Consider the following 12,607-nt stretch of genomic DNA (forward strand, 5'->3'; position numbering starts at 1 on the left):
GATTGCTAAATAATTGCTACAGAAAGGGGGGGGATAGCGCACCTAAGCAAGTAGGGCGGCGTGGGCGGCGGTTAATCGGTCCAATCCATCATCGGGGCGACGGAGAAGCGGCGGGTGAGTGGAGCGGTTTGTAGGGGCATTGGGGAGTCTGAGTTATCGGGGCGAATGGGGCGCAGTTTATCAGGGATGCTTGTCAGGTACTTGGCGGGTTCTCAAGCCTGGCCCTCAATCTTCCGTGACAACCAGAAAGAGCGCCTGCTCGGTTTAGGGTTTCTAAGCAGACCTTGTGTTAACGATTTATTGTGGCTACGATAATTGCATGCAGATTACCTATGACCCAGCCAAAGACGCTCGCAACATCGAAGAACGTGGACTTCCGTTTGCCCTCGTGCGGGACTTTGAATGGTCTACAGCATTGATCCTGGAAGATGATCGATTCGACTACGGCGAGTGTCGTTATCGGGCGATGGGATACATAGGGGATCGGCTGCATGTCGTAGTGTTTACCCCACGGGGTGACGCGGTCCACATCATCAGCTTTCGTAAAGCCAACAAACGGGAGGTCAAAAATTATGACCAAGAAACCCAGTCCTGAGAGGGTCGATACGGCAAACCCCGAATGGTCGACCGAAGACTTTGCCAAGGCCAAACCAGCCAGCGAGGTGCTTGTTGGGTTGTTTGGCAAAGCTCAGGCAAAGGAAATGCTCAAGCCAAAGCGTGGTCGACCCAAGTCGGTAGCCACTAAAGAGCACGTCAATGTTCGTTTCGATGCTGACGTGCTGGAGAGATTCAGAGCTTCTGGCCCGGGCTGGCAAACGCGGATGAACGCCGCCTTGGCTGATTGGCTCAAAACGCATACACCCGAAGAATTGAAGGCTTAGTCGCCAAATATTATTCGCAAAAATAATTAGCCGTCGATGAGGCGGCTTTTTGCTGCCTGCTGATTAGCTTTGTCTCGGTAACGGTATAATAAATCCGTCCACTTTTTCAGGATTTGGAGGCGATCACCGTCTACGCGATACGGAATCAGATAAGACCCGTTTGGGACTGCCCATTCTCGCGTCTGTTTTGATTCCAGCGCCGGGCACGCATCGCTGCCACTTGGTCATCGGAAGCGAATTTGCCTTGGTCAGCTTCCTTTACCGCAAGTTCGATCTGTGTGGTCAGCGCTTTTTCATGTTCGATGTAGTCGCGAAGAACGTCCATCGCCAGGTAGCTCGCACTTTGGCCGTTGGTCTTGGCCAGATCGGCGAGGGAGTTCGATAGGTCTTCGGGCAGATTCAGCGATATGCCGGACATGGCAGCCTTGATGGTGGACGTTTTCGGGCATCTTACGCCGTTGACCGAGCGCTTGAATCAGCAGGCCGTCGCAAGGTATGTCTCGACGTGAATTGTTTCCCTCTTGCGCAGATCTGAAAAGCCTCACAGACGCCGCCGTCGAGGGTACATTTCTGCGGGTAATAGCATGACGTTGATCTCACATCGAGAATCAAAGTAAATGAGACTGCCCCATTCTCACTGGCTCATGCTTATGCTGATTATGGTTTCGGTTTGGATGTCTACCAAGCTCAATGCACCGTCGGAAAATGCGCAGCCAGTGTCGATATATACGACATTGCCCAAGCGCATAATGCTGGGTACTGTTGAATGACCAACATAGAGTCGGTCTATTCCTTTAATGGGCGTGTGGTCGTTTTGCTCGATTTTTTCTCTGGCATACAGGGCTGTCTTCAAGGCTTGTCGCTGATGCTGTGCCCCCGATTTTCCAGTGATAGCATCTTTAGCTTCCTGCCAACCATCATTACTCCTGATGACAGGAGCTTCGGCATGGACTATTCCAATTGTTTGATCACTTGATAAATTTATCTCAATGATCAGTGGAAGTGCTTGCAGGGCTTTTGATAGTTCTTGCTGAATATCGGGTTGTAACTCGTAGAGCCAAGCACCACCGTTTCGGATATGTCGGGGTATGTCACCATGGCCGGAGATGCAGTCAATGAGCATCTGCTCATGATTGCCGCGCACGGCGTGGAACCACGGCTTTTCAAGCCAGTTCAATACGTCCATGGAATCGGGGCCGCGGTCGATAAGGTCTCCCACGGAAAAGATGCGATCCAGCTCAGTGTTGAAGTCTAGTTTGTTCAAGGCTGCTGTTAGAAGTTTGAAATGCCCGTGGATGTCGCCCACCACAAAGTCGCGACCTTTTTTGTTGGGTGGGAAAGATCTCGTCCTGTACATTGTCAGTTCTTTAGCAGACGTTAATTGACGGCGACTGTATCACTTGGCGAAATAAACCGTAAGTCGGTGAGCGAGGGAATAACGTTGTACGGTCAAGCTTGAATCGCCTGCCCGATACATTTCTCAAAAACCTGCTCCATAGGCCCCATGACGCTGTTATAAGCCGCAATGTTGGCAAAGATCCACTCGTCCTTCTCAATCCCCCACCAACTGATTTCAAACCCGGCATTCATGATGAGGTGTTCAAACAGGATGCGTTGCGCACGACCGTTGCCTTCGCGGAAGGGGTGTACGACGTTGATGTCGGAATAGGCCTCTGCAACGGCGACGATCAGCTCAGCCCGCTCCATGCCCTCGAACCAGTTGGCCGCCGTCATGTTCATGAAGATCTTGTTGGCTTCCGCTTGCATGTACTGGGGTTGGCAAAAGCGGGTGGCTTGTTTGGACATGCCAACGGTACGCAACTCGCCGGCCCATTCGAACAGGTCTGAAAAGAGGATTCGATGAATGTTTTGAAGGTAGGCCAGGCTGTAGGGGGGAGGGCTGAATTCGACGTTGTCCGCTGCGATGGCCGAGAGCTGTTGTTCGGCTTCGCTTAGGGTCGGTTCATCACGGATATCGAGTTTGTTGCGAAGGACCGCGGAGCCGGGGTAGCAGTAAGCGTCTTCACCGACTCCATATTTGTCAGCCATCAGGTTCTGGTCTGGGTGAAGGCCTTCAAGACCTCTTCACGCGTTGGCATTTTGCGTTCGCCGTCCGCGAAGGTCGTTTTGAAACCTTCCAGACGGAGGCTGGCCGCGTAGTTGGATCTACGCGTCCTGGCGGCATAGGCCTTTTTGGTTTCAAGGCTGACATTGCCCATGGACTGGACCTCAAATCGCGCTGGTGGGCGGATTATAGCCCATCCCGTTGGCGTGGCCTACGTTGCGCCTGGACGAATCAGGTTTGACTGTGCGAGGCCGTTTTCGGGCTGACTATTCCAGATTGTGAGCAGTCTTTGATAGCAGGCCTGGCGCAGTAGATGGTTGATGATGCCAAGGCGTTGGGCGCTCATTCGTTTCGAGATTTGTCCTTGTCGCCCCTAGCTGCGCAGCCCAATCCATCGCCGGACACCCCCATCGGAAATTTCCCTCAAATTGTGTCGCTCCCCGCTGACTGTCCACCCAATCACCTCGTGCGCTAAGTTCTCTCCGTCGCTGCAAATTCAGCGAGAGGGTGTGGAAGCCCTCACAAAAACCTAGCGCGTTGCACCGCTAAATTAAAAAGCAGACGCTTTTCCTAGGTCTGCTGTTAAATTACGGCGGCTGTACGCGGGGCGCCTTCGGGTGCGCCGGGTCCTAGGTTCTCGGTCTTCCACACCCGCGTACAGCTGCCACCCACCAGGTGGAAGTGGTGAAGGCAGTTCCTTTACATAACCTAGGTACAAGCCAATGAAAAAGCTCACCCCCAACCCTCCGAAAGCCACAACCAATCCAAGGTGGTTTTCGTCTAGCGTCCCCCAAGAATATCTCCTGCCAAATATCCGAATCTCGATCCCGGATTCGCTCTCTTTGCCAGCGGCATCCCAATCCGCCACTGACCTCCCATTCCCGCAGGAGTAACCCCTCATGTCCCGTTACATGCCCATCACCGGTATCGAAAACAATTTCCACGCGCTCTTGATCGACACAGAAGCACCGTTGGACGTGCTGCACGACACCGCCGCTTACCGCATCGCCGCTGTCACTCAGTTGCTGGAAAACCTCGCCATGCGTTCCGACATTAGTACGGACGCCGTGATACTTCATGATTTCGCCCAAGTGCTAGCGATCCCCCTGCGCGATGGGTGTGATTTGCTGGATGTGATTGGGCGGCGATTGCAGGCGCAGGTCTTGGCGTCGTAAGAGAAGTGGGCGACCTCACGAGGTCGCCTGCACTGTCTTGTTCATCACCCTGTGCAGTTTGCAATCCTGTCGGAGCGAGCTTGCTCGCGATAGCGGTGGGTCAGTTGATGGCGATGTTGGATGTGTTGCCGTCATCGCGAGCAAGCTCGCTCCCACAGGTTGATCTGCGTTTCGATGGGTTTGCTTATATCCCCCCTAGGGGGATAGGGTGGCGAGCGTAAATTCATCGAAACCCAAGGCTCAAACCATGACTGAGCACGACCACGAACATCCCCACCAAAGCCATGCGGCGATCATCAAGCGTCTCAAGCGCGCGGACGGTCATTTGCGCAGCATTATCACGATGATCGAAGAGGGCCGTGAGTGCGTCGACATCGCCCAGCAGTTGCATGCAGTGGAGAAAGCGGTGTGCCAGGCCAAGCGGACGTTGATCCAGGATCACATCGATCACTGCCTGGAGGACACCGTTTCGTCGTTGAATAAAGGCGAGCGCGCGCCGCTGGAAGCCTTCAAACAAATCACCAAGTACCTCTAGGCCCGACATGCCCAATTTTGCTGAACTGCTGCAACAGGGTGGCACGCACGCCTGGCTGTATTTCCCCAGCGCTATCTTGCTGGGCGCCTTGCATGGCCTGGAGCCTGGTCATTCGAAAACCATGATGGCGGCGTTTATCGTGGCGATTCGGGGCTCGGTCAAACAGGCAGTGTTGCTAGGCCTGGCGGCGACGCTGTCCCACACCGTCGTGGTGTGGCTGGTCGCCCTCGGCGGCATGTACCTGGGCCAGGGGTTGGACGCTGAAACCACCGAGCCGTATTTCCAACTGGCATCCGCTGCGCTGATCGTTGCCATCGCGCTGTGGATGCTGTGGCGTACCTGGCGTGGCGAGCGGATGTTCAGGTTCGAGCAGGGACATGACCACCATCATCACGATCACGATCACGATCACGATCACCACCACCATGAACATGACCACGGGCATCCCGAACCCAAAGGCCTGGCGCTGTCGCTGGAGGGCTATCAGGATGCCCACGAGCAGGCACATGCCAACGATATCCGTAAGCGCTTCAACAATCGGCAGGTCACCACCGGCCAGATCATCGTGTTCGGCCTGACGGGCGGGCTCATTCCTTGCCCCGCGGCCATTACCGTGCTGCTGCTGTGCCTGCAAGTCAAAGAGGTCGCGCTGGGTGGCCTGCTGGTCCTGTGCTTCAGCATCGGCCTGGCGATCACCTTGGTGACCGTGGGGGCTGCGGCGGCCATTGGTGCACGACAGGCTTCCAATCGCTGGCCTTGGCTGGGCACCGTTGCTCGCCGGGCACCTTACTTGTCCAGTGTATTGATCATCGGCGTCGGTCTCTACGTGGGCATCCACGGCTGGATCGGCTTGAGCGCGTAGCCTCCACCGATCAGTTCGCACCTTCTGGCGCAGTGGGTGCGTTGCCCGGCCGCTGCAGCGAAGCGCCTTCCAAGGTCTTCCACAGCTTACGCATCGTTGGGTTGCGATTGGCAATCGCACAGTACGAGCGAATCTCCAATCGCGTGCTCCATTGCTCGCTACCGGCCCGCACCAACAGTCCGCGCTCCAACTCGTCGGCCACCGCACTCTGCGGCAGCCAGGCCACGCCGTAGCCTTCGATGGCCATGCGCATCAGTAGCATCGCCATGTCCGCTTCATAGCAGCGCTCCAGGGTGATCGGTTCAGGGCCGTTGTTGATGACGATGTCCGCGACGCGCCCCAGGAACGTCGTTGCCGTGTAGGCCAGGTAGGGCACCGGTTTGCCGGCGCGGCCGGGCAGGCGGAACAGCGGTTCGCCCTTGCGGTTGGGCGCGCACAAGGGGATGAACGCATCGTGGCCGAGCACCAGGCTGCCAAAACGCTCGGGGTCCAGCAGGATGGGGGCAAACGGATGGTGATAGACCATCATCAAGTCGCAACTGCCTTCCTCCAGTGCAATGACGGCGTCATGAATATTGGCGGCCACCACCCGGGCGTTGAACTGTTCGTTGTGTTGCTGGAACTGCGAGAGCCACTTGGGCAGGAAGGTCATCGACAGGCTGTGGCCGGCGGTGATCTGGATCGAGCGTCCGGGCATTCGTTCCACGTCGCGCAGCGTCGAGCGCAACCTCAGTAGTCCGGCGAGGGCCTCTCGGCTTTCATCGCAGAAGGTGACTCCCGCGGGGGTGAGTTGGACAGGGTAGGTGCCCCGGTCCACCAGCTTGACGCCCACCCATTCCTCGAGTGAGCGGATACGCCGGGACAAGGCCGATTGCGTCACGCAACGAACCTCGGCGGCGCGGGAGAAGTTTTTCCATTCGCCAATCGCCAGAAGATCATCCAGCCATTTGAGTTGCATATCGGAATCCCCGTTGTGAGCGCTTGATTTTACTGCGCGATCCCCCGGCCCAGCGCAGCCTTTCGCTAACTATTCCAAAAGCGCATGGGGTTAGCAGGATTACTCATCATCCTTCCGGATCCGCTCCTTAGAATCGATCCTGCCAAGTAAAAAAACTCCAAGAACTACTTGAGGACAGCACCGTGAAGAAGAATAAGCTCCCACGTCGAATTGCCATGGGCATTGCCCTGGGCGTACTTGTTGGTTGGGCGTGTCACCATTTCGCAGGGAGCGAGCAAAGTGCCAAAGAGATCGCCAGTTACTTCTCGATGGTCACTGATATTTTCCTGCGCATGATCAAGATGATCATCGCGCCGCTGGTTTTTGCGACGCTGGTCGGGGGTATCGCTAGCATGGGTAGTTCCCGTTCCGTCGGCAGGATCGGGGCTCGGGCGATGGCCTGGTTTGTCACCGCCTCGGTCGTCTCGCTGCTGATCGGCATGGGGCTGGTCAACCTGTTTCAACCCGGTGCCGGGCTGAACATGGACGTGGCCCAGCACGCAACGGCGGCCGTGCCGGTCAACACCGGCGACTTCAGTCTCAAGGCGTTCATCGGTCATGTGTTTCCGCGCAGCATTGCCGAAGCGATGGCCAACAACGAGATCCTGCAAATCGTGGTGTTTTCGTTGTTCTTCGGCTTTGCACTGGCCGGCGTGAAACGGGCGGGTTACACCCGGATCACCGATTGCATCGAAGAGCTGGCGAAGGTGATGTTCAAGATCACCGACTACGTGATGGCGTTCGCGCCGATTGGGGTGTTTGCCGCGATCGCCTCGGCCATTACCACCCAGGGGCTTGGCCTGCTGGTGGATTACGGCAAGCTGATTGCTGAGTTCTACCTGGGAATCCTGATTCTCTGGGCGCTGCTGTTCGGTGCCGGTTACCTGTTCCTTGGACGCTCGGTTTTCCACCTCGGCAAGCTCATCCGCGAACCGATTCTCCTGGCCTTTTCCACCGCCAGCAGCGAATCCGCCTACCCGAAAACCATCGAGGCGCTGGAAAAGTTCGGCGCGCCAAAACGTGTGTCCAGCTTCGTGTTGCCCCTGGGCTATTCATTCAATCTTGACGGCTCGATGATGTACCAGGCGTTCGCCATCCTGTTCATCGCCCAGGCCTACAACATTGATCTGAGTTTCACGCAGCAGTTGCTGATTCTTCTGACGCTGATGGTCACCAGCAAGGGCATGGCCGGTGTCGCGCGGGCTTCGGTGGTTGTGGTCGCGGCCACGTTGCCGATGTTCAATCTTCCCGAGGCGGGGCTGCTGTTGATCATCGGCATCGACCAGTTCCTCGACATGGCCCGTACCGCCACCAACGTGGTGGGTAACAGCATTGCGACGGCGGTTGTCGCCAAGTCCGAACCCCACGAAGAGGCCGACGAGGACGAGGGCGCAGGTGCCCCGGTTCGGTCACGATCCGAGCCGGTGCCGGTGGCTTGAGGATACGTTCATGAAGGCTAAAGCGAAGTCGAGTCACAAGGCTTCTGTGGTGCGCAAGTTGGGCATCGTCGGTGGGCTTGGGTCTCTGGCCGGGGGCGATCTGTTCTTCAAGTTGGTCAAGTCCCGGGCGGTGCTCGAGGATCAGGGACGCTACCATTTCCTGTTCGAACAGCACCCGTTCAAGGACGTGCTGCTGCCGCTGGACCAGGGCGCGAGCATGACGTCGCGCAAGTTTTATGTGTTCCAGGTGTGCAAGTCGTTCGAGGACAGTGGCTTCGATGCGGTGATGCTCCCATGCTTCGCCAGCCATACCTTTCGCGCTGAAATCGAGGAGGAACTGGGCATTCCCGTGCTGGACATGATGGTCGCCTTGACCCGGCACGTCAGCCACACGGTGCCGCCCCAGGCGACGTTGGGGGTGATCGCCTCCGACTTTGTGCGCCATTGCGGATTGTTCGAGCGATATTTCGGGAAAGACTTTCGGATTGTTTACCCCGACGCAGCCGCTCAAGTGGGGTTGATGGAGGCGATGTACGGTCTCAACGGCATCAAGGACGGTCATCTCGATGGCGTGCCGCTTGAGGCGATCTATCGGGCGTGTCTCTCATTGCAGGCCCAGGGTGCGACGGTGATGCTGCCCGGCATGACCGAGCTGTCCCTGGTTTGTGCCGATTTGCAGCGTCGCGGGATCACCGTGCTGGACATCAATGAGATCTACGCCGACTTCGCGACACTGGACCCGCAGCCCAGGCGCCCACCTTTCAAGCTGGGCATCGTGGGAGGCGTCGGGCCTGCCGCCACAGTGGACTTCATGGCCAAGGTGGTGGCCAATACCCCGGCGGGAAAGGACCAGGACCACATCAAGATGGTGGTCGAGCAAAACCCGCAGATACCGGATCGGACGGCCAGCCTGCTGCGCGATGAAACCGACCCGACGATGGCGATGTATGCCACCTGCAAACGCCTCGAAAGTGCTGGCGCCAATGCCATTGCGATTCCCTGCAACACCGCCCATGCCTTCGTCGAGCGGATCCAGGCCCACCTGAGGGTGCCCATCGTGAACATGTTGAGTGAGACGGTGGAGTGGATCGCGCGGACCTATGGTTCGGGCAAGGCGATTGGCCTGCTGGCGACTTCCGGTACGGTGCAGAGCCAGGTCTATCACCAGGCGGCGCGCCATGCCGGGCTCCAGGTCCTCACGCCAGGTGTCGATTACCAGGCGATGGTCATGGACGCCATCTACGGACCGCGGGGTATCAAGGCCGGCTTCACACAGGGGCTCTGCAAGGAGCAACTGTTGCTGGCGGCCGAGCATCTGTGCGAGCTGGGGGCGGGGGTGTTGATCCTGGGGTGTACGGAGTTGCCGCTGGTGCTGGCGCATTGCGAGGCGTTCGATATCAATGGGCACAGGGTGGCGCTGGTTGATCCGACGATGATTCTGGCGTTGAGGTGCGTTGCGTTGGCGCTAAGACTGAAGATCCGATGAGAGTCGTGAAAGCGACTGAAGCCGTGAACTAGGCCACAAATGAATCAGTGGACCAGGTCACAATGAGTCAAACCACCTTGGTGTGGTTGGCCGGCCCACGCAACGCTGCAATGTCCCGCTTGGGCGGCACACCAAACAAACGGGCGTATTCGCGGCTGAACTGGGAAGGGCTTTCATAGCCCACCTTGAAGGCCGCACTCGCCACGTCCACGTGCTCGTTGAGCATCAAGCGTTTTGCTTCGTTCAACCGCAGCCACTTCTGGTATTGCAGTGGGCTCATCGCCGTGAGCTGACGGAAGTGGTGGTGAAACGTCGGCGCACTCATTTGCACCCGCGCCGCGAGGTCGTCTACGTGCACGGGTTCGGTGTAGTTCAATTTCAACCAGTCGATGGCCTTGGCGATCCGGTAGCCCTGGCTATCGACCGAAACGATCTGCCGCAGTCGGGCGGCCTGGTCGCTGAGCAGCAGCCGGTAGTGAATCTCACGCTGGATCAACGGCGCCAGTATGGGGATCGCTTCGGGTTCATCCAGTAACCCCAGCAGGCGTGCGAATGGCGCCAGCAAGTCTGGCGTCGCGGTGCCGATTCCTGCGCCGATCCCGACCGCTCGATCACGCGGCGGCGACAGGCTGCCTTGGGCGATCAGATCGGCCACCATGCGCAAGTCGAGCCTCAGGACCAGGCCCAGGCAGGGCTGTTCCGGGCTGGCCTGCAGCACTTCGGAATTGGCCGGGATGTCCAGGGAGGTCATGAGGAACCGCCCGGTGTCGTAGCCATAGGCTTCGCCGCCGATCCACACCTGCTTCTCGCCCTGGGTCACCAGCACGATGCTCGGTTCGATCATGCAGATCACCGGCGGCGCCGGGGCTTCGCGCCGGAAGAAGGCGAGGCCGGGAATGGGCGTTTCGAAGTCGCCCGGGTGTGGTGCCCAGGCGCTAATGACGGCGGTCATTGTCTCTTGTACGGATCGGCGTTGGACGGCCATGTCGGCTCCGGGTGTCATCTCGGCTCAAGCGCTATAGGCAGAACATTAACGCGCTAAACGAAGCGCTGCCTATGCGCGATGGAAGAACTCATAGGATCAGGCAAGCATCTCAGCGTAATGCGTTAACGGCCGGCTGGATCGAGCGCTGAAAATACTCCCTCACTCAATCCGCCAAGGCGTCTTCCAGGGCGACGTCGAGTATCGCTTCGCGGTCGATAACGCGACGTCGACCGGTTGATAGACGCGTCAACGGATTGCTCGCGTTAGCAATCTGCCTAAGGCGGTGGTGTTGGATGTGCCGCCGTCATCGCGAGCGAGCTCGCTCCCACAGACCCATCAAGCAACACAGGATTGTCATTCAATGACCGATAACCCATTGTCACAAGACCCGCCCGCCTGGGGCGCGGTACTTGCCATGTCGCTCGCCGCGTTCGTGCTCGTTGCTTCGGAGTTCATGCCCGTCAGCTTGCTGACGCCGGTAGCGGCCGATCTTCATGTCAGCGAAGGGCAGGCCGGCCAAGGTATTGCCGTCTCTGGCGCCTTTGCTCTGATCACCAGCCTGTTCATCGCCTCGATTGCCGCACGGGTCGACCGCAAATGGCTTCTGCTGGGGCTGACTTTGCTGATGATCGTTTCAGGCACCGTGGTGGCGTTCGCACCGAATTACCCGGTATTCATGCTCGGTCGCGCGTTGATCGGCGTAGCGATTGGCGGCTTCTGGTCGCTGTCGGCGGCCACGGCCATGCGGCTCGTGCCGGACGCTCAGGTTCCTCGGGCACTGGCCGTCGTCAATGGCGGCAATGCCTTGGCGACGGTGGTCGCTGCGCCGCTGGGCAGCTTCCTGGGGGCGATCATCGGTTGGCGTGGCGCGTTTTTCTGTATCGTGCCCGTCGCCGCCATCGCCCTGGTCTGGCTGCTGCTACGCCTGCCCTCCATGCCTTCGCAGGCGAAGCGGGGCGGCACCAATGTCTTCAAGTTGATGACCCGGGCACCGGTCGCGCTGGGCATGCTGGCGGTCAGCACATTTTTCATGGGCCAGTTCATGTTGTTCACCTACCTGCGCCCGTTCCTTGAAACGGTGACGCAGGTGAGTGTTTCCATGCTGTCCTTCATGCTGCTGGTGATCGGTGTAGCGGGTCTGCTGGGCACCTTTCTGATCGGGGGCTGCTTGAAAAACAACCTCTATCGGACGCTCATCGTCATCCCGCTGTTGATGGCGGCAATTGCCATTGCCCTGGTGGGGTTCGGCGGGTCGGTAACGATCGCGACCTTCCTGCTCGGCCTTTGGGGCCTGGTGGCCACGGCGGCGCCCGTAGGTTGGTGGACCTGGCTTTCGCGAACGCTGCCGGAAGATGCCGAAGCCGGTGGCGGTCTGATGGTGGCGATCGTCCAGCTCGCCATCGCCGCGGGCGCGACAGTGGGCGGCCTTCTGTTCGACCTGAGTGGTTATCGCGCGACCTTCGAAACCAGTGCGGCGGTGTTGGGCGTTGCCGCTGTTCTTGCGTTGCTGGCTGCTCGGTCAGCGGTTCGGGAATCTTCATCGACCACACAAGCAACGTCCTACAGCACGGTGGGTTGAGATAAATATCCGTCAGTCGAGGAAGGACCTGGTGTAAACACCGTTGAAAGGGCGACCTCAAGGGTCGCCCATTTGCGTTAAAGCCCCAGGCCTTGCTCTACCAGCGCGAGCAAGGTGTCCTCGTCCAGCATGACGGGTTCTGGACGCGGTTGTCCGCTCAGGCGCAGGGCCTGGATATGCCAGAGCGATTCACCATGTTCGCCAAGTTTGCGCACGATGCAGTGTTCCTGCCCCTTCATATGAACTTCAATACATCCCTCTCCCTTGGACGAGAAACGTGCAATGGGGTCGAATGAAATGCGCTGATGATTGCCTTCGATCACCAGTTGATCGATCGCGTAGCTGTACGTCGAACCGCTGGAATGACTTTCAAAGACGTGGGTGGGGTTGCGCCGAATGTCCAGGCCCGCCTCGCACACGGGCGCCAGCCATATTTCGATCTGGCGATACAGTTCGTAGACCTGGGCGGGCCAGTGTTCGATCGCCAGGTCGGCGCAGTTGTCGGTATCGGCGCGGGTTTGCTGGGTTTTCCTCAGTTTGGCCGCTAGCTCGTCTGCCTTGCTCATGTCGATTCCCTTTCGTAATGATAGGTTGAGCTTAGCT

15 protein-coding genes are annotated in these 12,607 nt (G+C 58.3%); 8 read left to right on the forward strand and 7 right to left on the reverse strand.

The features are described 5' to 3' along the window. Positions 1-319 precede the first annotated feature (319 nt). Positions 320-595, forward strand: a complete 276-nt coding sequence (locus tag BT116_RS19790; RefSeq protein WP_072346525.1) for a BrnT family toxin — start codon at positions 320-322, stop codon at positions 593-595. After that, a complete protein-coding gene (locus BT116_RS19795; RefSeq protein ID WP_072346527.1) occupies positions 573-881 on the forward strand; it encodes a BrnA antitoxin family protein in 309 nt (102 codons plus the stop codon). The genes BT116_RS19790 and BT116_RS19795 overlap by 23 nt, the downstream gene beginning before the upstream one ends. 145 nt (positions 882-1,026) lie before the next feature. Here the strand turns inward: BT116_RS19795 and BT116_RS19800 are convergent, their stop codons facing one another. The 4 genes from BT116_RS19800 to BT116_RS30725 form a co-directional block, all read right to left on the reverse strand. Further along, a complete protein-coding gene (locus BT116_RS19800) occupies positions 1,027-1,299 on the reverse strand; it encodes a CopG family ribbon-helix-helix protein (protein WP_072346529.1) in 273 nt (90 codons plus the stop codon). Between the two features lie 216 nt (positions 1,300-1,515). Beyond that, on the reverse strand, positions 1,516-2,238 hold the full coding sequence (locus BT116_RS19805; protein ID WP_072346531.1) for a metallophosphoesterase: 723 nt from the start codon (positions 2,236-2,238) through the stop codon (positions 1,516-1,518). Between the two features lie 92 nt (positions 2,239-2,330). Next, a complete protein-coding gene (locus tag BT116_RS19810) occupies positions 2,331-2,930 on the reverse strand; it encodes a putative adenosine monophosphate-protein transferase Fic (protein ID WP_072346533.1) in 600 nt (199 codons plus the stop codon). Continuing rightward, a complete protein-coding gene (locus BT116_RS30725) occupies positions 2,930-3,100 on the reverse strand; it encodes a YhfG family protein (protein WP_003199786.1) in 171 nt (56 codons plus the stop codon). Before BT116_RS30725 ends, BT116_RS19810 begins: the two co-directional genes overlap by 1 nt. Before the next feature lie 745 nt (positions 3,101-3,845). On the opposite strand from BT116_RS30725, the gene BT116_RS19815 reads away from it, so the two are divergent. The 3 genes from BT116_RS19815 to BT116_RS19825 all read left to right on the forward strand — a co-directional run bounded on the left by BT116_RS19815 (position 3,846) and on the right by BT116_RS19825 (position 5,518). Beyond that, positions 3,846-4,121 carry a hypothetical protein gene (locus BT116_RS19815; protein ID WP_013692639.1) on the forward strand — a complete coding sequence of 92 codons (276 nt, stop codon included), beginning with the start codon at positions 3,846-3,848 and terminating at the stop codon, positions 4,119-4,121. A gap of 247 nt (positions 4,122-4,368) precedes the next feature. Then, entirely contained in the window at positions 4,369-4,656 is a 288-nt protein-coding gene (locus tag BT116_RS19820) for a metal-sensing transcriptional repressor (protein WP_053183374.1), read from the forward strand. A gap of 7 nt (positions 4,657-4,663) precedes the next feature. Then, positions 4,664-5,518 carry a nickel/cobalt efflux protein RcnA gene (locus BT116_RS19825; RefSeq protein ID WP_072346535.1) on the forward strand — a complete coding sequence of 285 codons (855 nt, stop codon included), beginning with the start codon at positions 4,664-4,666 and terminating at the stop codon, positions 5,516-5,518. A 10-nt stretch (positions 5,519-5,528) separates the two neighbouring features. Here the strand turns inward: BT116_RS19825 and BT116_RS19830 are convergent, their stop codons facing one another. Then, a complete protein-coding gene (locus BT116_RS19830; protein WP_072346537.1) occupies positions 5,529-6,476 on the reverse strand; it encodes a LysR substrate-binding domain-containing protein in 948 nt (315 codons plus the stop codon). A 182-nt stretch (positions 6,477-6,658) separates the two neighbouring features. Here BT116_RS19830 and BT116_RS19835 point away from each other — a divergent pair, with 182 nt between their 5' ends. Next, on the forward strand, positions 6,659-7,954 hold the full coding sequence (locus BT116_RS19835; protein ID WP_072346540.1) for a dicarboxylate/amino acid:cation symporter: 1,296 nt from the start codon (positions 6,659-6,661) through the stop codon (positions 7,952-7,954). A 10-nt stretch (positions 7,955-7,964) separates the two neighbouring features. Beyond that, positions 7,965-9,440, forward strand: coding sequence for a cysteate racemase (locus BT116_RS19840; RefSeq protein WP_072346542.1), 1,476 nt, complete (start codon positions 7,965-7,967; stop codon positions 9,438-9,440). Between the two features lie 67 nt (positions 9,441-9,507). On the opposite strand, the gene BT116_RS19845 is transcribed toward BT116_RS19840, so the two are convergent. Next, positions 9,508-10,425: an AraC family transcriptional regulator gene (locus BT116_RS19845; RefSeq protein WP_072346544.1), complete on the reverse strand. Its 918-nt coding sequence runs from the start codon at positions 10,423-10,425 to the stop codon at positions 9,508-9,510. 361 nt (positions 10,426-10,786) lie between these two features. On the opposite strand from BT116_RS19845, the gene BT116_RS19850 reads away from it, so the two are divergent. After that, positions 10,787-12,004: an MFS transporter gene (locus BT116_RS19850; protein ID WP_072346546.1), complete on the forward strand. Its 1,218-nt coding sequence runs from the start codon at positions 10,787-10,789 to the stop codon at positions 12,002-12,004. Positions 12,005-12,081: 77 nt separating this feature from the next. Here BT116_RS19850 and BT116_RS19855 read toward each other — a convergent pair whose 3' ends face one another. Beyond that, a complete protein-coding gene (locus tag BT116_RS19855; protein WP_072346548.1) occupies positions 12,082-12,570 on the reverse strand; it encodes a hypothetical protein in 489 nt (162 codons plus the stop codon). Positions 12,571-12,607 lie beyond the last annotated feature (37 nt).

The sequence above is a fragment of the Pseudomonas sp. NFACC16-2 genome, assembly GCF_900119205.1.
GTDB lineage: Bacteria > Pseudomonadota > Gammaproteobacteria > Pseudomonadales > Pseudomonadaceae > Aquipseudomonas > Aquipseudomonas fluorescens_Q.

Coding starts and splice junctions, on each gene's coding strand:
- BT116_RS19790 (WP_072346525.1), top strand. CDS start 320: ATGCAGATTACCTATGACCCAGCCAAAGACGCTCGCAACATCGAAGAA.
- BT116_RS19795 (WP_072346527.1), top strand. CDS start 573: ATGACCAAGAAACCCAGTCCTGAGAGGGTCGATACGGCAAACCCCGAA.
- BT116_RS19800 (WP_072346529.1), bottom strand. CDS start 1,299: ATGTCCGGCATATCGCTGAATCTGCCCGAAGACCTATCGAACTCCCTC.
- BT116_RS19805 (WP_072346531.1), bottom strand. CDS start 2,238: ATGTACAGGACGAGATCTTTCCCACCCAACAAAAAAGGTCGCGACTTT.
- BT116_RS19810 (WP_072346533.1), bottom strand. CDS start 2,930: ATGGCTGACAAATATGGAGTCGGTGAAGACGCTTACTGCTACCCCGGC.
- BT116_RS30725 (WP_003199786.1), bottom strand. CDS start 3,100: ATGGGCAATGTCAGCCTTGAAACCAAAAAGGCCTATGCCGCCAGGACG.
- BT116_RS19815 (WP_013692639.1), top strand. CDS start 3,846: ATGTCCCGTTACATGCCCATCACCGGTATCGAAAACAATTTCCACGCG.
- BT116_RS19820 (WP_053183374.1), top strand. CDS start 4,369: ATGACTGAGCACGACCACGAACATCCCCACCAAAGCCATGCGGCGATC.
- BT116_RS19825 (WP_072346535.1), top strand. CDS start 4,664: ATGCCCAATTTTGCTGAACTGCTGCAACAGGGTGGCACGCACGCCTGG.
- BT116_RS19830 (WP_072346537.1), bottom strand. CDS start 6,476: ATGCAACTCAAATGGCTGGATGATCTTCTGGCGATTGGCGAATGGAAA.
- BT116_RS19840 (WP_072346542.1), top strand. CDS start 7,965: ATGAAGGCTAAAGCGAAGTCGAGTCACAAGGCTTCTGTGGTGCGCAAG.
- BT116_RS19845 (WP_072346544.1), bottom strand. CDS start 10,425: ATGGCCGTCCAACGCCGATCCGTACAAGAGACAATGACCGCCGTCATT.
- BT116_RS19850 (WP_072346546.1), top strand. CDS start 10,787: ATGACCGATAACCCATTGTCACAAGACCCGCCCGCCTGGGGCGCGGTA.
- BT116_RS19855 (WP_072346548.1), bottom strand. CDS start 12,570: ATGAGCAAGGCAGACGAGCTAGCGGCCAAACTGAGGAAAACCCAGCAA.